This window comes from Paenibacillus sp. WC2504 (genome assembly GCF_052682475.1).
Genome location: NZ_JBQZFH010000001.1, coordinates 3,862,513 through 3,882,793, shown reverse-complemented (window position 1 = coordinate 3,882,793; position 20,281 = coordinate 3,862,513). Strand labels below are relative to the sequence as shown.

General features: G+C 42.5%; 21 protein-coding genes and 1 pseudogene. 7 read left to right on the top strand and 15 right to left on the bottom strand.

Annotated elements, in window-relative coordinates; translation table 11 throughout:
• Window positions 1–82 precede the first annotated feature (82 nt).
• Together ACUN27_RS17335 and ACUN27_RS17330 are read right to left on the bottom strand one after the other, a co-directional pair.
• Window positions 83–736, bottom strand: coding sequence for a response regulator transcription factor (locus ACUN27_RS17335; protein WP_315950632.1), 654 nt, complete (start codon window positions 734–736; stop codon window positions 83–85).
• Window positions 733–2,886, bottom strand: a complete 2,154-nt coding sequence (locus ACUN27_RS17330) for a sensor histidine kinase (protein WP_326059753.1) — start codon at window positions 2,884–2,886, stop codon at window positions 733–735. Before ACUN27_RS17330 ends, ACUN27_RS17335 begins: the two co-directional genes overlap by 4 nt.
• 201 nt (window positions 2,887–3,087) lie before the next feature.
• Between ACUN27_RS17330 and ACUN27_RS17325 the strand changes: the two genes are divergently transcribed.
• Complete coding sequence (locus ACUN27_RS17325) at window positions 3,088–3,648, top strand: hypothetical protein (RefSeq protein WP_326059755.1); 561 nt, start codon at window positions 3,088–3,090, stop codon at window positions 3,646–3,648.
• Between the two features lie 120 nt (window positions 3,649–3,768).
• Here ACUN27_RS17325 and ACUN27_RS17320 read toward each other — a convergent pair whose 3' ends face one another.
• The 3 genes from ACUN27_RS17320 to ACUN27_RS17310 form a co-directional block, all read right to left on the bottom strand.
• Entirely contained in the window at window positions 3,769–5,541 is a 1,773-nt protein-coding gene (locus ACUN27_RS17320) for a copper amine oxidase N-terminal domain-containing protein (RefSeq protein WP_326059757.1), read from the bottom strand.
• A 64-nt stretch (window positions 5,542–5,605) separates the two neighbouring features.
• A complete protein-coding gene (locus tag ACUN27_RS17315) occupies window positions 5,606–5,776 on the bottom strand; it encodes a hypothetical protein (protein ID WP_445559286.1) in 171 nt (56 codons plus the stop codon).
• Window positions 5,777–6,007: 231 nt separating this feature from the next.
• Window positions 6,008–6,850: a metallophosphoesterase gene (locus ACUN27_RS17310; protein WP_326059761.1), complete on the bottom strand. Its 843-nt coding sequence runs from the start codon at window positions 6,848–6,850 to the stop codon at window positions 6,008–6,010.
• 117 nt (window positions 6,851–6,967) lie between these two features.
• Here ACUN27_RS17310 and ACUN27_RS17305 point away from each other — a divergent pair, with 117 nt between their 5' ends.
• Together ACUN27_RS17305 and ACUN27_RS17300 are read left to right on the top strand one after the other, a co-directional pair.
• Window positions 6,968–8,188, top strand: coding sequence for an MFS transporter (locus tag ACUN27_RS17305; protein ID WP_315950643.1), 1,221 nt, complete (start codon window positions 6,968–6,970; stop codon window positions 8,186–8,188).
• Window positions 8,189–8,265: 77 nt separating this feature from the next.
• Entirely contained in the window at window positions 8,266–8,667 is a 402-nt protein-coding gene (locus tag ACUN27_RS17300; RefSeq protein ID WP_315950645.1) for a VOC family protein, read from the top strand.
• A gap of 49 nt (window positions 8,668–8,716) precedes the next feature.
• On the opposite strand, the gene ytxJ is transcribed toward ACUN27_RS17300, so the two are convergent.
• The 4 genes from ytxJ to ACUN27_RS17280 form a co-directional block, all read right to left on the bottom strand.
• Complete coding sequence (gene ytxJ / locus ACUN27_RS17295) at window positions 8,717–9,055, bottom strand: bacillithiol system redox-active protein YtxJ (protein ID WP_326059767.1); 339 nt, start codon at window positions 9,053–9,055, stop codon at window positions 8,717–8,719.
• 33 nt (window positions 9,056–9,088) lie between these two features.
• Window positions 9,089–9,568, bottom strand: a complete 480-nt coding sequence (locus ACUN27_RS17290) for a DinB family protein (RefSeq protein WP_315950648.1) — start codon at window positions 9,566–9,568, stop codon at window positions 9,089–9,091.
• A gap of 172 nt (window positions 9,569–9,740) precedes the next feature.
• Complete coding sequence (locus ACUN27_RS17285; RefSeq protein WP_445559285.1) at window positions 9,741–10,301, bottom strand: TetR/AcrR family transcriptional regulator; 561 nt, start codon at window positions 10,299–10,301, stop codon at window positions 9,741–9,743.
• A gap of 87 nt (window positions 10,302–10,388) precedes the next feature.
• Window positions 10,389–10,964 (bottom strand): TetR/AcrR family transcriptional regulator, encoded by a 576-nt coding sequence (locus tag ACUN27_RS17280; protein ID WP_445559284.1) that lies wholly within the window; start codon window positions 10,962–10,964, stop codon window positions 10,389–10,391.
• Here ACUN27_RS17280 and ACUN27_RS17275 point away from each other — a divergent pair.
• The 3 genes from ACUN27_RS17275 (at window position 10,963) to ACUN27_RS17265 (ending at window position 13,310) form a co-directional block, all read left to right on the top strand.
• Window positions 10,963–11,640, top strand: coding sequence for an MBL fold metallo-hydrolase (locus ACUN27_RS17275; protein ID WP_445559283.1), 678 nt, complete (start codon window positions 10,963–10,965; stop codon window positions 11,638–11,640). The genes ACUN27_RS17280 and ACUN27_RS17275 overlap by 2 nt on opposite strands.
• Before the next feature lie 123 nt (window positions 11,641–11,763).
• Window positions 11,764–12,753, top strand: a complete 990-nt coding sequence (gene mraY / locus ACUN27_RS17270) for a phospho-N-acetylmuramoyl-pentapeptide-transferase (RefSeq protein WP_445559281.1) — start codon at window positions 11,764–11,766, stop codon at window positions 12,751–12,753.
• 152 nt (window positions 12,754–12,905) lie between these two features.
• The gene (locus ACUN27_RS17265; protein ID WP_445559280.1) at window positions 12,906–13,310 is read left to right on the top strand and encodes a VOC family protein; all 405 of its coding nucleotides are present in this window, start codon (window positions 12,906–12,908) and stop codon (window positions 13,308–13,310) included.
• A 174-nt stretch (window positions 13,311–13,484) separates the two neighbouring features.
• On the opposite strand, the pseudogene ACUN27_RS17260 reads toward ACUN27_RS17265, so the two are convergent.
• Window positions 13,485–14,006 (bottom strand): annotated as a pseudogene (locus ACUN27_RS17260) (SMI1/KNR4 family protein); the annotation flags it as partial.
• A gap of 101 nt (window positions 14,007–14,107) precedes the next feature.
• A complete protein-coding gene (locus ACUN27_RS17255) occupies window positions 14,108–14,416 on the bottom strand; it encodes a hypothetical protein (RefSeq protein WP_326059776.1) in 309 nt (102 codons plus the stop codon).
• 252 nt (window positions 14,417–14,668) lie between these two features.
• Here ACUN27_RS17255 and ACUN27_RS17250 point away from each other — a divergent pair, with 252 nt between their 5' ends.
• The gene (locus ACUN27_RS17250; RefSeq protein WP_326059778.1) at window positions 14,669–16,330 is read left to right on the top strand and encodes a histidine kinase N-terminal 7TM domain-containing diguanylate cyclase; all 1,662 of its coding nucleotides are present in this window, start codon (window positions 14,669–14,671) and stop codon (window positions 16,328–16,330) included.
• 362 nt (window positions 16,331–16,692) lie between these two features.
• Here ACUN27_RS17250 and ACUN27_RS17245 read toward each other — a convergent pair whose 3' ends face one another.
• The 4 genes from ACUN27_RS17245 to ACUN27_RS17230 form a co-directional block, all read right to left on the bottom strand.
• Window positions 16,693–17,982 (bottom strand): TrkH family potassium uptake protein, encoded by a 1,290-nt coding sequence (locus tag ACUN27_RS17245; protein WP_445559279.1) that lies wholly within the window; start codon window positions 17,980–17,982, stop codon window positions 16,693–16,695.
• Complete coding sequence (locus ACUN27_RS17240; protein WP_445559278.1) at window positions 17,957–18,205, bottom strand: hypothetical protein; 249 nt, start codon at window positions 18,203–18,205, stop codon at window positions 17,957–17,959. The genes ACUN27_RS17245 and ACUN27_RS17240 overlap by 26 nt, the downstream gene beginning before the upstream one ends.
• Window positions 18,206–18,210: 5 nt before the next feature.
• Window positions 18,211–19,317, bottom strand: coding sequence for a glucuronyl esterase domain-containing protein (locus ACUN27_RS17235; protein ID WP_445559277.1), 1,107 nt, complete (start codon window positions 19,315–19,317; stop codon window positions 18,211–18,213).
• Between the two features lie 277 nt (window positions 19,318–19,594).
• Window positions 19,595–20,197, bottom strand: a complete 603-nt coding sequence (locus tag ACUN27_RS17230) for a histidine phosphatase family protein (RefSeq protein ID WP_315950660.1) — start codon at window positions 20,195–20,197, stop codon at window positions 19,595–19,597.
• Between the last annotated feature and the right edge of the window lie 84 nt (window positions 20,198–20,281).

Here is a 20,281-nt window from a genome sequence, read left to right as displayed (position 1 = left end):
TAGGAGACGACGTTTAGGCTAACGCAAAAAAGACCCCGTCGTAATGACAAAGTCTTTCTTGCTGCATGAGACACAAACAACATTACCTTTCAAAATCCGATGCATCATGAAAGTTCCTCAGCACCTTTTTGGCTTCATGACGATCTTGAACTTGAAGCTTATTTAAAATATTCGTAACATGGTTGGCGACCGTTTTCGCACTCAAATGCAGACGGGTTGCAATTTGTCCATTGGAGTAACCGTCCGCGATCAGCTCAAGCACTTCCGTCTCTCGGCCCGTCAGTTCGGAGAGTGCCGGATTTAATGGCTGTGATTGCTTCGGCATCGTAAAATAATGCATCATGCGTGAAGCGATATCCGAGCTGAATACTGCCCCGCCGCCACCTACGATTCGAATGGACTGCAGCAGTTCCATCTCCCCGGCATCTTTAAGCACATAACCTCGTGCTCCCATTTGCATGGCCATAAAAACGGACTTGTCGTCTTTTAGCATCGTTACGATGAGTATTTTTTGTTCCGGCTGCTTCTCCCTAATCATCCTCGTCGCTTCAATCCCGTTAATACCGGGCATCCGAATGTCCATAACAATGACATCAGGTAATAAGGAAAAAGCCAGCTGCACGGCTTCTTCCCCGTTCGACGCTTCCCCTATGACTTGCAAATCTTCTGTAGTTCCGATTAAGTTTCGCACGCCTCCACGAAATAGCGGATGATCGTCTGCGAGCAATATTCTCACTTTATTTCCTCCCCACGCAATAACGGCAGCAGCGCCATGACGCGCGTACCGCCCGATTCCATTCTTTCAATTAGGCATTGACCGCCGATCTCTCCCGCTCTCTCGCGAATTGAGGTCAATCCAATGCCCCCATTTACTGATGGCTTTATCGGAATAGGAATGCCCTTCCCGTTATCGATAACTTCGACTTGCAGCTCTTGCGCCGGCGTCAACCGAATATATACATCGCAAGCCTTTGCCTCAGCATGCTTTATCACGTTAACTAAAGACTCTGTTACAATACGATACGCCGCGACCTCCACCGCTGCTGGTAAAGCTGGAAGCTCTTCCAGCACGTGTAGATTCACACGAATTGGATCATGATTCCGTGTAGCTGCCATTTGCGAGGAGGTCTTTAAGATCTCGTCAATACGTGCCTCAATTGAGCCAAGCAGCCCAAATTCATCCAGCGTCGGTGGACGCAAATCGTGTACCATTGTACGGATTTCGTTAACGGTCGTTCGGATGACCTGCCTTAGCTCTCCCAGTAGTTCGATCGCCGTATCCGGTCTTTTTCGAATATACTGCTCAGCAGCCGCTGCGTTAAACGCGAGCGACATCAAACGCGGAGCAAGCTCGTCGTGAAGATTTCTACGGATTTGCCTTCTCTCCTCTTCACGAGCAAGCACTAGACGTTCGCGGGATTCCTGTAAATCTTTGGCCAAAAGTTTCATTCCAGCGGTCATTTTTATATTTTTGGCGATTGGCACGGCTTGACGAAGCAAAACATCCAGCAATCTGCTGTCTTCCGAGCTGAATGCCTCTCCTGGCGAACGACTCGACAACCAGAGCGAACCTAACTCTTCACCGCTGTGAATAAGAGGAAATACGTGCAAATCGTATTTTTTTTCACCGACGGATATCGCCATCGTCTCTTGACCGTTCATTCCGATTGAGATACTGACATGCGGAAGCCGAAGCGCATCTTGAATGCTTCGAGCAACGGCATCTAGCACTTTTTCGGGCGCCATCGGTTTTATCAGACTATCTCCCAACTCGACAAGCACTGCAAACGGATCATCGTGTCTGCCTTTCATCAAGCGATTCACGATACGCTGAAGCCATTGTTTAAGCGGAGCGAAGAGAATAGCGACGATGGAGGTGGCGATCAGGGAGATGATATAGCTTTTCTCCGTACGAAACACGCTGCTTAAATATAGTACAGAAGCAGAATAGACGAGTACAATGGCAAGGGACAACACGCCGTAGACAAGGGTCCGATTGACGAGCGGATCGATATCCCATAAACGATGACGAAGGACGGCAAATGCGAGCGTCAAAGGAATAATGGAGACAAAAATATGTAAAGCGATGGTTAAATACATATAAGATATCGGGCTGAAAGCCGCATCTGAAACAAAAAAGGCACCTATTCCGAAAAAACCAAGAAACGAAATGGTAACGCCATAGACAACCCATTTCGTCTGCTGCTTCTGCTCAGAATTAGAAACCTTCCTATATCGATAAATTTGCGAATAAATCATACTGCCGATGGCAGTTAAATAATACAAAAACCTCGCAGTTGAGGACCATTGTTGCAAATCGATACCGGTATCCGGAAATAGAAAGCTGGCAATCTGTAGTAAGCTAAACGGGATCCAAACGAAGAGTGTCCAGAATGGTGTTAGCTTTCCGCTCGGAAATAATAAGAAAAACAAAAATAACGTTAACCATCCGATCGTACTGATGGCATCCGGCCACCTCTGCAGCGCCTTGCTCCCTTCAGATGCAATATAGACGAGCGAGGGAAACGTAGTACCATACGCAACGAGCGCAAGCATAGCAAGCTTGCCCATCATCTCACGCCTGCTCTTCCAGAGTATGATACCGGCGCCCGTATAAAAGAGAAAGGCAAGACCGCTGTCTATCGCGACCAAAGCCGCTGCATAGGAATCAACCGTTAAACCGTACTTATTCAGAACTTCTATGGTTGTCGGCGGAACTGGAGCCGATCGACCGCATGACTGCAGGATGCATTGATCGCGCAACGTTTCATAATAGCCTGAAATACTGCTTATGAAGAAAATAACAAAAATGGCACTAATCGCAACCATAAGCACCTGCAATAGCCGCTCCATTTGACTACTCAGTTTCATTCTTAAGAGTCTCATCTCTCCTCCTAAATGACCAATGAAAGCTATATGGAAATTATAACCGTTGCCTCTGAATCTGTATATGACTTGCGGCTTGCTTCCCGGATCTACCCATAAATCTTCCTGTCTTTACTAGGTAGGGGTTACTCTCGTTGGCAGGAACAATCATTTGGTACAATTCGTAACAAGGAAGTCAATAAATATTGGAGGTTGGTCAAAATGACTGTAGACAAAGTTGTGAAATCACTCGGATTTTTTTGTTTCATAGCAGGCATTGTTCGAATTGGAATGACACCATCGTCGCTCATCTGGGGAGATGACAGTACGCCGGAAGTAATTTGCGGGTTTATCGCTTGTATCCTGATGGCAATAAGTTCTATCGCACTATATATGGCACAATCTAAGGAGACCGGCGTTTTGGGATTTATTTCTAGTTTGCTTATCATGATCGGTAATTTGCTTGTTGCCTCTAACTTTTACGGTTTGTTTGCATACGGCGAATATGCGAAAAAAGGGCAGCTGTTCGTTGATATCACAGGTGCTTTCTCCGGCATGGGGATGCTGCTTGGAACTATTATCCTAATGATTGTTACTTACAGAGCTAAAGTATTTCCACGTTGGACGGTTATCCTTTTTATTCTCATGCTCATATCGTTCGGTATGCCCGGGCTTGAGAAATGGTTTGCGTTCTTCTGGGGCTTGGTGTATGTAGGAATGGGCTATATGATATGGACAGGAAATTTTTACACTAAGGTGAATACAAAGGAATTAACCGCATAATTACTAGCAAGGTACTCTGGCCGTGAGGTCAGAGTTTTTTTTGCATATTAGGAAGGCTTAACTGTACTGCATGCAAAAAGACTGCCCTTCGGCAGCCTAATCGCATGTTTGAATCACGATTTAAGGTATCTTAACGTTGAGTTCAGCGAGATAATTGGTTGTAGATACTCCTATTGGAGGACCGAATTCGAATTCAACTGACGCTGCATATTTGCCGGTAGAATCACTAATCTGTAAGGAAATTGGCGCATGCCCTTCTGGTACCCATCTCGCAGTAGCCTTGTAACGTCCAATTGGTATTTGATCAATACCCGCTCCATTTGAAACCGGACCTCCGCGTTTCGTTATCGTTTGACCGCTACTACCATCGAGCAGTGGACCGACGGGTGTCAGCGTGATTTCCAGATCGCTCATATCAAACTCCGGCAGCGAATCGTCCGATGATGTAAAATTCGGATACATATAAATCAGTCCATTAAATTTGCTCCAGGTAAAATTGCGGACGGCTCCAGTACTTCCCGAAAACGGAAGATCCTTATCAGCGTCTAAGTGGAAAGTGTAATCCATTTCGTTAAAGGACTTAGTTACATCAGCACCCATATGCCATGATGTAGCTACCTGAGGCAGCTCGATCCGATAGTGTCCTGATTCATCAGTAACCCCAAGAATATTGCTGTCGTAAAGCATTGTGTTATCGGCGAAAACAACAATATCAGAGAGAGGCTGCCCTTTTGCGTCACGCACATACCCTTTAACGACATACGGCTCAGCCACCTCTACCACTGGATCAGGGATTGGAGCAGGGGAAGGCACCGGAGTTGGTGTTGGTGTTGGTGGCTTTGAAGCCTCATCAGCTTCATCAATCCGAACTGTTGCCTCGTTACCATTTCTGGAGTACGACACCTTGTACCCACTGTTTTCCGCTACAAATCTAAGCGGGACTAAGGTGCTCCCATTCACGATTTGAGCAGGGACATCCAAGCTCACGTTTTTTCCATTCACGACTGCGGTGGTACTGTTAATTGTCAATTCAATCGTAAGTCCATCTTTGATTCCGATCGCTTTTTGGGACCCTTCAGTTTCTTTCCACTGAACCACGAAACCAAGCGTTTCAAATAATTTACGGAATGGAACGAGTGTTGAACCATCTTTCAGTACGGTACTGACTTGATCAAACTGAATCTCTTGACCATTAAAAAGCACGTGAATTAACGGACTATCTGGAGTTGGAGCTGGAGTTGGAGTTGGGGTTGGGGTCTGAGGTGTGGGTACAGGTTGCGGTGTCGGGCTTGAAGAGCTAGTACCCTCCCCTGTTGTCATTGGACTTTTATATTTTATCGGTTTGGAAACGACGGTACCTTGCGGAGTCAAGATTTCTAAGACATAATATTGCGTTTCCTTGATCGTGCCGTTATCGCTGGCGTAGAGGTCTAAGTTAAGCTCTCCTTCGAATTCACCCACGGGCTCTTTAATATCCTTACGAAATCCTGGGTTAATGATGATGCTTTCATGTGATGTACCGCTTGACGATGTAACGGTTTTATCCTGCATAATGCCGAGCAGCCACCCCGTTGTTACATGGTTGGTTCTCCATACCCCTTGGTAATTATCCTTGCCATATGCATCCGTGGAACGTAATACGACGGAATTAATAACCGTATTCTGAGCTAGATTCAGCCGCAGCTTGAAGTGACCATCTTTGTTGCCTTCAGGTGTAAAATCAGCTGCACCTACGATATCAGATGACGTATCAAGCAGACTGAACTCCTTAATCTGCACGCCTGCAGGAGGCGTCTCTCCAAAAGCACCGGCGATACTACCGAACCCCAAACAGCCCGCCAGTAAAAATGTGATGGCTGAAGTTTGTTTTCGCTTGTTGAACTTCAATGTCATAGATTCAATTCTCTCCCTTTGTAATTTACTTGTATTTATTCAAATACTTCCAGTAAACGGCTCTTTACGCCTCTGGTCTCGCTTCTGGTTTGGCTGCCAATATCACTCCCGGTTTTGTGGTTTTCATTGCCTCTGCTTTTGCTTCCGGCTTTGCACTAACCGTTGCGGGAACAGCCATTGATGCAAGAATGGCAGCCCCTAAAATCCATTTCAATCCTTTGTTCACATTGATCATCTTTATTACCTCCAACTATTGAGTTTGCTTGCTGGATTTATCATACAACACGTGTAATTCACTTATCTTGAGGCACAGTTGGGAAATGTTTGGGATAAATTCGGGAAATACCTAGGAAGATTTTCGGGAATCATAAATCACTTACCTAATAACCTCGTCTTACAACCTGCTAAATAAAAAAGCGTTCACTCGGTAGAGTAAACGCCTCATTTTTTGGAATCTTTATTAAGCTCACATTCGGCCGGGTGTTACGCTGGAGAGAGTAACCTGGTTGCCTTGAAGGGTGAGCGACGCATTGTAATACCCCCTCCCGCATGCAGAACTGTTGCATCGGCAGTTGTAGGCTCCGGAACAGCCGCAAACATAGAATCTCGTTTTAGTAAATCCCGTATAAATGGTGGAGGTATTTTCAAAGAACGTGTGCGCATGATGCGTAAAAATGCCGAGCACTTTATCCCGGACGCTTGCGGGAATCGCATTGAAGAAATGCCCCGTCTCCTCTGCGCTCAGCACATGTGAGGAGTCCACCGTAATGCCGTTCACACGTAGCGGCCAGTGACAATCGATCAAGTAGTAATAGTTAGCGCTAAGCGATTTTAGTAGGGATATGCTGTCATAACTGAACTTGCCCGGTGCATTATCAAGCCAGACATACTTTACTCTGCTACCCGTTCCTGGAAAATTCGTCATCCCAAGCACCGGATTCAAATATTTCCGGAATTGCTCCCGCGTATCTTCCTCCCAATTACCGATGGATGCCTTGTAGGGAATGCTGGTCCCGAGCGCGCTCGTCACAGCATCCTTGAACGCCTGGTAATCGCTGTCCGCCTGAGTGCCTTTCGACCCATGCTTGTTATCTCCGCCAAAAATAACAAACCTCGTACTGCCGGGACGAACGGCTTTAGGCAGTATGCTTTTAAAAATACTCAGGCTGTTCGAATAGCCGACATGACAGTCACCAATGATCGAAAAATTGACGGTCTGGGCAGCTGTAGTTTTGTGGTTTGGCCAAAGGACCTGACCAGGAAACGAATACAGACGGGGCTTAGACTTGCGGACTTCCCCTGCTCTCATAAATAAATCACCCTTTCGGAGACGCCATAAGCAAAATAATATGGTTATAGACTTCTTTTTTGAGTAAGGCATATAATACAATTTATGAGTTAGTAGTCGAAAGGATGTGTCATACAATTGGCCTCAGCAAGCAGTTCAATTCAGCAAATTCCCTATTATAAGAACTATTGGGTATCCCGGATGTTATCCTCAATTGCCTTTCAGATGCTGTCTGTAGCAATCGGTTGGCAAATGTATGAGTTGACCCATGATGCCTTCAGTCTCGGTCTTGTTGGACTAGCCCAATTTCTCCCCATGGTTCTGTTGACCTTGGTCGTTGGGCATTTCGCAGACCGCTATGACCGGCGATATATTGTTTTTCTCTGCCAAATCGTAGAGGGCCTTATCGCCTTACTGCTTTTATCAGGTAGTCTTACAAATTCGTTAGGTCAGCATCATATCTTACTAATGGCAGCCGTTCTAGGAGCCTGCCGCGCATTCGAAGGTCCTTCCTCCTCAGCTTTATTGCCTCAATTAGTACCAAAGGAATTCCTTCAACAAGCGATATCCTGGAACACCTCGGTCGGACAATTATCGCAGATACTTGGACCATCGATGGGGGGATTACTTTATTGGGCAGGCTCATCTTTCGTTTATACGGCTGCGTCGCTAGCCCTTTTAACCGCGGGTGTCCTAACCTTCTTCATCCGTTCAACGCCTATAGTGCGCAAATCCGAGCCGGTATCTCTACGTTCCCTCTTCTCTGGCATCATGTTTGTTTACCGCCAACCGATCATCCTTGGGACGATATCACTTGACCTTTTTGCTGTACTGTTGGGTGGTGCAACCGCTTTATTACCAATATTTTCACAGGATATTCTACATACGGGACCATGGGGACTAGGATTAATGAGGACCTCACCAGCCATCGGTGCTTTGTTAATGTCGATAGTCTTGGTCTATTATCCACTGAAGAAAGCTGTTGGCTACATTCTGTTTGCAGCCCTCGCCGTCTTTGGATTAGCGACTATGCTTTTCGCCGTTTCGAGCCATTTATTCATTTCCCTTGTGGCGTTATTCTTCATCGGTGCTTCAGATGTGATTAGCGTCATAATTCGGTCATCTCTCGTACAACTACAAACTCCGGATGAAATGCGGGGGCGGGTCAATGCCGTTAACTCCCTTTTTATCGGTACTTCTAATCAGTTGGGAGAGTTTGAGTCGGGGACTTTAGCCGGATTTATTGGAGCAGTTCCAGCCGTATTCGTCGGTGGTCTCGGTACGATTGCAATCGCTGGTCTCTGGATGTTTCTATTCCCATCACTTCGAAAAATGCGGACTTTATCCGAGCCGTCGTAAATGTTTCAATTCGCTTCTACTGCCAGAAATAGAGTATAGTAGGAGTAGTTGAAAATATATTCCAGGAGGCTATAACCATGTCACAAGACATTTGGATTAACTTGCCGGTCAAAGATGTTAAGAGGTCAACCGCCTTTTTTAATGAGATTGGATTCCAAGCAGTGAGTATGGGGAACGAGAGAGCCAAGCTTTCTGTAGGCCAAACAACGATATTGCTGTTCCCGGATGGAGTTTTTGAGCAATTTACAGGTTCAAAAGTCGCAGATACTTCCCAAAACGCAGAAGTCATATTTTCTATTGGCGCTAACAGCAGAGAAGAAGTAGATGCCTTTATTCAAAAAGTAGAGTTTGCCGGAGGAAGTATCTTTGGGAAGCCAAGTGAAACGGACGGTTGGATGTACGGCGCAGGCTTTGCCGACTTGGACGGTCACCGCTGGAACCTGTTGTACATGGATGAGAGCAAAATGCCTAAACGCTAATAGGAAACACCGGTCACCTGATTAAGGTCACCGGTGTTTTTTGTCTCTTTTAATCTAGTACCGCCGACATATGTGCTTTCGTTACGGACCAGTGGGAGGTAGCCCAGTACTTGGCTTTATCCTTGATATAGATCATTTGCGGTGATTCATGTTTCACGCTCAGATCGTCAGCGATCTGGTTGGATACCGGACGGGATTCAATCACTTTAACAAGTGTGTAATCGATATCCGGGTTCGGATTATTTGTTAAATACTCTTCGTATTCCTTTAACGCATTCGCGCTAACGGGGCAAGTCGTACTATGCTTTAAAATAACTTGTCCGCGTTCAGATGATTTCATAAATAATTCATTCCATTCTTCCAGTGTAGATATTTCTCTCCAAACCATAGAAAGTCATCTCCTCTTATAAAAAAGAAATAATTACTTTTGTTGCAGTACTTGCAGCATTGCCGCTACAACGCCGTTATGATTAGATAAGTGTGCCGCGGTTGTAAGAACAAGCTCTCCGAAATTTTCAGCCTTTTTAAAGTTTTCAGGTACTGACTCTTCTAATCTGTCTTTCGTGGAATTATAGAGATGCTCGCGTTGTTGTTTCAATAATTCAATCATTGTATCCCAGTCAGGCATCTGTTTTTGTTGATCTTGACTCCAATCGATTGCCTTTGTTCCATAGTCGAACAGGTCATAGTAGAGATCAGGCACGACTTTGAGCGTTGGCTGTTGGGCAAGTGCAAATACATGAAATTCAGTAACTCGAAGCACATGGCCTAAATGCCAATAAAGGCTTGTGTTGAAACCATCTGGGATGGTTTTCCTTTGATCTTCAGGACATTTAGCTAGCAATTTCAAAAAATTGTCATGCTCAACATTATAAAGGTGAAATACAAATTCTTTTCTCATATATAGTCTCTCCCTTAAGTTAGCATTTTTATTAACAGTAATATTTTTTCACAGTTTCGATTACACTACTTCATGACCTTCCTTATTTACTCACTTGCGACGCTGAGCCTCACCACCTTTTCGAAATTTAACTTACTAGTAGATAAGTTTTACATGATAATAAAACCGCCTTTTATGATTTAACTAGACGGTTAATTTGTGTCTGAACGAGCGATAACACATCTTTGCCTAATGCTCGCTTATATTGCAAAGCACCTTTTAAACATGACAGTACAGTATAGACTACAGCTTCAATATCTTTGGATTGGTTTGCTGGTTTAGTTCCTTGTTCATCCGTTAAAATAGTTGTTATTACCTTAATTTCAAATTCACTTAATTCCTGTACCTTTACTCGTATAACGTCTGGCAAGGATGCAAAATCAGATTGTAGAGAAGAAATAGGACATATTTCGTCGCTGGACAAGGGTGCGTACTGTCTTTCAAAATATAGCGTCAACTTCTCTTCGACAGTCATTACAGAGCTCTTAATCAGCTTCAAGAACTGTTCCAAATTCTCTTGCACCTTCCCCATTAGGGCTAAGCCTAAATCCTCCTTCTTTTCAAAATGATAATGAATGCTTGCCTTAGTTACGCCTAGTTGCTTGGATAAATCGTCGTAACTGATGGCAACATAACCTTTTTCTCGAATAAGCTGCAGCGCCAGGTCAACAATTTGTGTTTTTCTGTTCTTCATATCTGTATATTACTTACTAGTAGGTAAAAAGTCAAGCAGGAAAAAGCTGTTTATCAGCTCAACTCCTCCTCCGCAATGTATACTATCTTAACTCGGAGGCTGATATCCTCCAAATATTAATAATGAGACTCTCCTCGCTACTTCCTCTTGATTCATTGAAACGTTGCCAGAAGCCCATTGAAGTGCACCTTCATTTATCATGTTAGCAAAAACAGGCACATAAAAGGTCTTTTCGATTTCTGTTTGCGTGTTTCCTAAGCTTTTCATCAAATAAATCTTCAACTCATTTAACATTTTTTCTTTCAATTGTGGTACGACCAAACCAATATAGCTGCTGCGGCATTTTATTTTCGGTTGTTGATAAAAATAGCATGCACCTAAAACGAGCTGTTTTATGCTCTCCTGATTGAATTTCACAGTACCTGATGTATATTCCACAATAGCAGCTGAAGCGGAGTCTCCAAGCATGTAGTCCAATAACTCGTACTTATCATTGAAATGCGCATAGAATGTAGCACGATTCACCTGTGCTCTTTGGGAAATATCCGCTATTCTTATTTTTTCGAAATCCTTTTCAGAAACTAACTGCAAAAAAGCGTTGATTAGTGACTGCTTAGTTTGTGTATTTCGTACATTCAATACTTTAGTCCCCATTTTCATCATGATGACGATCTGTCCGACTGTTTTGTTCGACACAAAGGAGTCGATACTGATTGACACTGGTATGCCTGGATCTGCCCCGGGAATCCTTGAGCTTATCCAGCGAGCGGGCATTAGACAACGACTAAGCACCATCCTTTTAACCCATCAAGATATTGATCATATCGGAGGCCTCCCAACCTTTAAAGCGGATATTCCGGGGCTTCTAGTTTATGCACATGAAAAGGATCAGGCAGTTATAAATGGGAAGCAGCCGATGCTAAAAGTACAACTGGAAAGACTAGCCGGTCTGTTGGCTACACTTCCAAAGAAGACGCAAAGCGATTTTAATGCAGCTTTCGTTAAGCCAACGAGTGCAAATGTTAATCGTATAAAGGTAGACGGAGAAACACTGCCATTTGCTGGTGGGATCAAAGTGATTCACACGCCAGGCCATACACCTGGGCATGTCTGTTTCTATCATCTGCCCAGTAAGACGTTAGTCGCGGGAGATGCTATGGTGATCGAAAATGGAGAACTCAAAGGCCCCGTTGAAGCCTTAACACCGGATTTGAGAACTGCGCTTCAATCATTGAAGAAGTTCAAGATGTATGACATTGAAAATGTCATCTGCTACCATGGTGGGCGATTACGCGGCAATATCAGAGAGAGGATTGCTGCTTTGACGGACAGGATATAGAAAAGAATCAGGCAGCCGCTTATTGTCGGATACACATAAATATGAAAAAAAAGCATTCTAATCTTCTCTTTTTTGGCTTTGAATCTTTGTGTAAAGTTGGTATAGATTCATATCTGATTTTTCATGATTTTTCATTTCGGACAAGGGAAAGGGGCTTTCAGATTGCTGGGGATATTCGGAATATCGGGTCTTTCTTTTTTGCTTGTAGCGTTATTTACACCACTTCTCATTTGGGGGCTTCGAACCTTGAAGCTTACTCAACCCATTCGCTCTCAGCTTCCTCCTGACCATCAAGCTAAGCAAGGGACACCGCTGATGGCTGGCCTCATTTTGCTTATCGGTGTGGCAACTTCCTTACAATTTCACCCTGCACCATTGATGCTTTTTTTGAGCGTTACATTTCTCTTATTCAGTTCAGTCGGGTTTATGGATGACTTCAAAAAGGCAGCGAAGCAAGATCCATCGGGCATTTCGGGACGGACAAAATTAGTGTTTCAATTCGCATTTACCGGAATTTTACTGGTCACTTTGTTCAATTCCTTTAATCTGACAAGCGAAATATCTTTGTTCAGTGGTTACCAACTGCACTTGCCCGTTTATGCGTACATAATTATCATGTCATTTTTTGTGGTTGGATCTGCAAATGCTATTAACTTTACTGACGGTTTAGACGGGCTATTGATTAATGTTGCAATACCCACTTATTTTTTCTTTTTTCTAATCTCAAACAAACAGGAAGTACAAATATTTTCCCTCGTCATGATAAGCTGTCTGCTTGGATTATTTTTCTATAATATTTACCCGGCCAAAGCGTTTATGGGGGATACAGGATCGCTTGCTATTGGAGGCTCCCTCTCCTTCTTAGCAATAATTGAAAAGGTAGAGTTATTAATTCCAATCCTGTTTTCGGTTTATCTAGCTGAACAATTCTCAGTCATCTTGCAAGTCTGGTACTATAAACGCACGAAATTGCGACTATTTAAAATGGCACCTATTCATTATCATTTCAGTTTGAAATATGGCTGGAGCGAGAATAAGATCGTCATGATATTTGGGTTCATTTCTTGGATGTCTGCTCTTATCTGTTGGTTTATTTGGAAATATGCACTATAAATGTTTAAACGCTACTGACATACTGTTGTCAGTAGCGTTTTTATATAATCGGAATAAGTAACCGAAAGGAGTGGAAGATAGATGCGAAGTCTTTTAACACAAAAAGATGTGATGCAGTTTTGTATCATTTATTATAGGAAGGGTGGTATTTCATGAATTTTGCTTCTGTACGCATCATTACCGACGACGTGGATCGTCTTGTTGAGTTCTATGAGAAAGTTTTGGGTGTCTCTGCGGAGCGCCCCGCACCTGTCTTTGCCGAATTTGTTATGCCATCATGCACACTGGCGATCGGCCACTCCCAGACAGTGCAACTGTTCGGCACTGGTTCCGCCGTGGCGGCCGACAATCGCACCATCATCCTCGAGTTTCACGTCCACAATGTCGATGCCGAATACGAACGCTTGAAGCCGTTTGTCGTCGAGTGGGTAAAAGAACCAACCACGATGCCATGGGGGAACCGTGCTGTGCTGTTTCGCGATCCCGACGGTAACCTGATTAATCTCTTCACACCGGTGACCGAGGATGCGATCAAACGGTTCAGCGGTAGGCTTTGACGAACAGTTAAAGTTGAATGAGGTGAAATTTCGTAGTTAGTTATTTTACTGACAGCTTTATAGTAAGAGACCATAACATCGAGCTATGGTCTCTTTTTTTGTCTAACTTCTTCTTTATTTATGATCGAAGAATATATAAACCTTTAGAGTAGACTTAGCTATCATCCTACATTAATCATATGTTTGATCATTGACTAGTCCCCTAATAAAAGTTTCAAAATCTTTCGCCAGAAACGTAATATGATAATTACCCTCTTGATCTACGTGCACTACTTCCGGCTCTCCGTCTTTGCCGCACTTTCGATAATCAAGCATGATTACATCGTGACCAGCAGACGGACAATCGCAAATTACTATGCCAATAGCTGGATATTGCCATTCATCAATCATAAATTGACTCCCGAGATTTCCGCATAACGAGTAGTTTTTGGTTCGACCGATACCCATAATACCTGTAATTGCAATGTGGTCTTCCGCCCATGATGTAGGACTCGTAGTGGGAAAACAAGTATTTTTCGGTATTCCACCATTCTGTAATTTCATTAGACTTACATAAGAAGTCGGTAATTTGTAATTCAATTCGTTTTCAATTGATTTAATAAGTTCGTCTGATGGATAATCTTCCACATAGGCTTTTAATGCATAGTCACTTTTCTCCCAAAAGTCGGCAAGATTAAAATTCATAAAATATTCCATGGCAAGGTATACCCCCAGTTTTTGAGAACCTAAGTTAATTTAATAACCAGCTGCCTAAATGCTTCACAATTTAACAAGTATTCATCCTCTAATCCAATTTCCTAATCAAATAAGAACCAAACTAAAAGCAACACAAAAACCAACAGCAAATGAAAAAGTGGAATGGCCGAAATGAGTAACATTCCTTGCTTTCGCTTGACGATCGCGAGAATCAAACACACCAAATACGTAATCAAATACAGGCTGGACACGATTACAAATGCGTATACGACAAATAATAACAGGGCGCTATCGCCTTCCGACCGAACCCCAGCTATCTGCATGATGTTTGCAATCATCAAGAAAGGATAAGGCAGCAATGCAAGTCCGCCTATGACAAGGAATATGATGCTTAACGCTTTTTTGTTCATAATGATGCTCCTCTCTTCCCTTTCCCTATCACGATTTCAACCTCGCTTCATCCTTTTATTCCAAAAATTATCATATCACAGCACAACACAATGAAATGAGAAAACTGTCAAAGCCAGAGAGCGTTTATACCACTTTAGGTAACGAAAAGTTGGGATATTCTCACTTATATAATATATTCGTAAAATGAAGCAGGACTTTTGGCCCAAAGCTAGTAATTATAAGAATATTATTATTACTTTAGAGGGTGTAAAATGGATTTTTTGTCGTTTATTGACTTAACTTTGTTTTTACTTTTGTTTGCATTATTTGTCTATGTATTTGCTTCCGTTACAATCACGATTTTGCACAAAGTTTATTTAACATTCCATTTTTGTATGATGTTCTGGCCTATCTGCCAATTTGCCATTAGAGCGGTGGACACTCCCAAAGTTCAATTATTTTATTTAAAACTATCTTTTATCGACATGTGCTTGATTGCCGTCGGTTGGCTTCTTTTCACTATATTTCTCACTGGACATGCACAATTTCTGAGAAAAAAAATATCAATATTGCTTTTTGTTCCGGCTCTATTCGTAGCAATCTGCGTCATAGCCAATCCAAATGGTAAGTTCGTTCTACCTTTGCAAGGTAATTACATCCACAGGTCTTATGGACCCCTTTTTTGGTATCTCATTACGGTCTTAATTGGCTATATTGCCGTTTCGTTATATCTTATGAGTCGAGCATTACTATCCGACAAGGCGCCACGTATCAAAACGCAGGTCAAGCACGTGTTTAAAGGAATTACGGTAATGACCGTTTTCATATTATTAGATATTTTCTTTAATGTTGTCCTTAATTTACCTTTACCCGCCATTCCAGGGTTGACATCATTAGGCATATTACTTTCTGTCATTTTCTTTGTTATAGCCATTCATCGCGATAAAGCATTTGATATTGTGAAAATAGCTCATCAAGATATTATAGACACAATAGATCATGGGATTCTGGTACTCGATGATAATGAAGTAGTTGTGGAAATAAATCGCTCTCTACTTCCTCATATTGACTTCCGTATAGGATCCCATTTTGATATGGCCAACCTTCTCTCTAAAGGGCAATCTAGGAGCAATATTCACTTGTTCCTTCAAACGTATCAAAAGCACCCTTTGAAGAGAACGCAGATCGAAATGAAGTTCCATAATGGAAAACATGTCAATATACAAACGGCACCTATCAGCGTTGATAATGAAATAGTGGGACGAGTTATCACATTTCAAGATGTGAGTGAACTTTATCGTCTTATTCATGAAACGAATTTTCAGAACGAAATCCTGCTAGAACGCAACCAATCATTAATTATCAAACAAGATGAACTCTCTCTAACAAACCGGAAACTCGAAAAGATGGCCATAACGGATGGTCTGACAGGTATTTATAATCGCCTTTACCTGACACAAAAGTTAGAGAAAGAAGTAGTGAATAATATCAAACACCAAATCCCGTTCTCAGTAATTTTATTAGATATCGACTATTTTAAGTTCATCAACGACAGTTACGGCCATTTAGTCGGTGATCAAATGATAATTAGCACAGTGACAGCAATCCAACAAACCCTACGGCAAACGGATATTTTGGCTCGTTATGGCGGGGAGGAATTTATCATCTATTTACCGCGAACGGGTCAATTACAGGCAAATCTCTTAGCTGAGCGAGTCAAATCCACCGTTGAATCCAATAAGATGATCGTTAAAAATTCACCTCAATCTTTATCGATTACAATCAGTATTGGATTACTAACGATAAATAATTTCACTATGGAAAGTCTAAGAAGTCCTCATACATATTTAAACGAATTGCTTGAATCTGTAGATAAAGCTTTGTATAAAGCAAAAGAAGAAGGCCGAAATCGGATCGTCAGTGTTGTAAGATAAAAAAAGATTGAACTAACGTTCACCTATTAGTTCAATCTTTTTTTGCTTTCATATCATTCCTCTCCAAGCTCGTGCACGTTCTTTCATTTCCTCTACAAAAGATCGCTTATAGTTCTAATACCCAAGTAAGGTGTAAAACTTATCTCATTATTTCTTACAATTGAATAAATGGATACAATCTTTAAAGCGACTTTTTCTCGAATCGTTAATCAGCGGGCTTTCCATGTGCTACAAGTCCGTTTTTATTAACCAATAATCATTAGCATCCCATTTAATAATCTTTATAGATACACCAACAGTTTGGCGGCAAATATGTTTTAACGTGCAAAAAACCAGCAAACAAAAGTTTGCTGGTTTCTTCTCTATCCCGTCATGATCCGTTCGACTGGATAACGATATTTGGGGTCGTCTTGCTTGCCCCGAAGAAAGAAGAAGCAAGTGGTTAAGCCAATTCTTCCGAGAAACATGAGCACCATAAGGAGACATTGAGAGAACATGCCAAGATCCGGCGTAACGCCAAGAGATAAGCCCACAGTACCAAAGGCAGAGCATACCTCCAATATAATCGCGATTAGCGGCAGTTCATGATTCACATTGCAGATGGCAATAACCGATATCACGCATAGTACAGTGGCGAGAAGAAAAATGGCGAGTGCTTTCAGAATATCTTCCTGATGCACCTCTCTTCGGAATAACTTAATGGAGCGATAGCCTCTCGAGAACTGATAAATGAAAAGCATATTTAAAGCAAACGTTGTGGTACGGATTCCTCCGCCTACGGAATTGGGAGAACCGCCGATAAACATATATAAACTCATTAAGAGAAGTGTTGGTACGGATAAATGATTAATGTCCATCGTTGTAAGCCCTGCGCTTCTCGTTGTTGCAGTTTGGAAAAAAGCATAGAAAAACCTTTCCATCAAAGGCATGTCTTTTAAAAAATGATCGCTCTCAAATAGCAGCATAAGGATCGTCCCGAGCACAAGAAGAAATCCATAAGTAACTGTCGTTATTTTTGTAAAAAGCGAAAAGCGAAAGATCTCTTTAGACCTTGTTCTAAGATGGGTGATAAACGCCTTTCCTTCAATTAACACGGGAAAACCAATAGCTCCGAAAATGATCAATGCAACTGTAAGCAGCTGTACAAAGTAATCGTTCGCATACGGAATCAGCGATTGTCCGGTAATATCCATACCGGCATTCGTCGTTGCACTGACTGAGGCAAATAAGCCCTGAAGAAACGCATCCTGCCATCGATCATAATACGCTAAGAATCGGATCCCGAAAATAAGTCCCCCAATAAGCTCTGTAAGAAGGGTAATCACTAATATTTCTCTCATCATATGTACGAGACCTGACATTTCAAACCGATTATTATCTGCCATGATGAGACGGCGCTGGCTTAATCCGATTCGTCGGTCAAACAGGAGCCAAAAAAAAGTGCTCATCGCCATAATACCGATTCCCCCAAATTGCAAAACCAGCATGATGACAAAATAACCGAAGACGCTGTAAGTTTCTGCAACATTAAATACGGCAAGTCCCGTATCGCTTGCAACACTTACTGCGGTAAAGACTGTTTGGAAGAAAGAAACATGAACGCCAGGCTTTTGTACAGCAGGGATACTAAATAATACAATGGAAATTATCATGGCCAAAAAATAATAACCAGTAATCACTTGGGCGGGTGATCGTTTTTCTATCCAATTTCTTAATCTGGACCGTCCGGAGCGCATGTTCCTCCTCCTTAATCACTTGTTGACGCAGAATAGTACTACCATTTTTTGCCCAAATATCATAGGTATTATTCTTCTCATCAACAATTAACCGCGGCGTCTGCTCCCTTATCGTGATAAATGCATCATCAGCCCACATTCATGCTAAAGTGTTCTATCTGCAAAGTCCATAAAGCACTTCCAGTCATAGCGAGTAATGTCGTGTTTTCCTTCTCTGAGATGATAGCCCACTCTCTCGCTGCACACAGGTGAATTCACAGGCGGCATCTGGTCAGTATCTAAAGCGCTGAATCCATAAAGCGTATAGACCGGTTGGGCCAGAAGTAAACCTAAAAACTCGGATTCAGGATCAGCCCAATTGTCTTCTGAAGCACTGGCTACATAGAGATGACGGGGGGCAATGAGCGACAGTAATAGATGCTGATCTATCGGCAGTTCATCTTCCCGTTCATTAAACTTCTTATAGTTATCGTTAAACCAATGCGGATTTCCACGGTTAATGTTCAAGAGCCTCTCTCCTGTCTTGCCTCGCGAAATGGCTGCTCCCGAACAGCCGGAATCATTGCTGACAACTAAGGCGAATCGCTCATCCAACGCACCCGCCCACAAGCAGGCTTTACCGCTTCTGGAATAACCGACAATGGCTACCCGCTCTGAATCAATACGGGAATCCGTCTCCAAATAGTCCATGACACGGCTCGAGCCCCATGCCCATGCGGACATAGCTCCCCAGGCATCCGGCGATCGTGAATGATCTGGCGAATCGAATACACCGTGGACCCCATTCTGATAGCCTTCATCATAAAAATCCGGGTCCAAATCTTCCACATGGTAGGAAACAGCCGCATAACCTCGGGAAACAATATCCTTCACCGGCCAATAAGCCGAACATTCCTCTACTTCCACTTCTGACACACGTTGACCTTTGATTGCCGCGTAGATAAAAGCAGGTACCCTTGACTCGGTTACTGGGATATAGAGCTGTAAACGAATAAGTCCTTCGCCGCCTAGCCCTTTAAATTTGATATCGATCTGTTTATGTACAACTGTTCCCTGCATAACCAGCCTTTCCATCACGACATGAAATCGTAAGGAATCGGGACGGCCAACCGGCTCTCTTCCATACACATATTCACGATATAATTCGATAATTTCAGGACGTCTGAAACTTCTCCAATCTTCAACAGTCTTAACACGACGGCCATTGCTGCTTTCAAAAAGCTCTGGCAGTGATCTTTTTCTCTCCTCCATCCGATTCCTCCCCCTCGTATTTATTTCTTCGCTTCAGCAGTTAAAATCTTGATTTAACCTTATTACGGATCCACTTCGTATGAATTAGGGGGCTATTTCATTTTTATAGGTTATTAATTCCATCTTTTTCTAAGTGTGATTGCAGGTGACGTAATCGAAGGTTTATTGGGAGTGAAAGAACAAGGTTACGAATTAGGCTCTGCCGCGGCAAATCCTCGTTTTTAGAGAAAGTCGTAGGAAGTCGTTCATGTTTCCTCCTCTTTCCTTGCAACAGTGTCTAACAAGATAAATGAGTAATGTTAGCAAACTCAAATAATTTAAATTCTTTACCAACACAACTAATTCTAGTTATAGAGCATTCTGCAATCAAATTGCTTTGTTCATTTATAAAATTGGAGTGTGTATGATTAAGCTCATCTTGAGAGAATTCATTTAACAAAAAGTCTGTTATCAATCCGCCGTGAGTAACAATAACGATACTTTCACATGGAAATTCAACTGATAATTCTATTAAGCATGAAGATAATCGTTCGCCTGCTCTCCTTGCAGAATCTCCGATAGGTGGCAAAAAGTCTCTTTCCCTCGTACATTGGTTCCACATATCTACAAATTCTTCAAAGGTTTGTCCTGGCAGGTCCCCCCAATTAGCACGCTCTCGTAAGCGAATATCCTCGACAAATGGTATTTTGGCTGCCTTTCCGATAATCTGAGCTGTTTGTTTTGCTCTTTTTAGCGGACTGCTGAATATTCTTGATATGGGAAATTTATTTAGATATCTTGCTGTAACATGCGCTTGCTCTAAACCTTCAACTGAGATGGAGACATCACCAGCATCCTTTTCTTTAATCGCGTGTCTAACAAGGTAAAAATCAGTGCTCATTTTATCACTCCACCAGGGACCATTTTGATGTCAGTCTAATTAGTCAATTATCTAATTAGATTATAAAACAATTCTAGATCATCA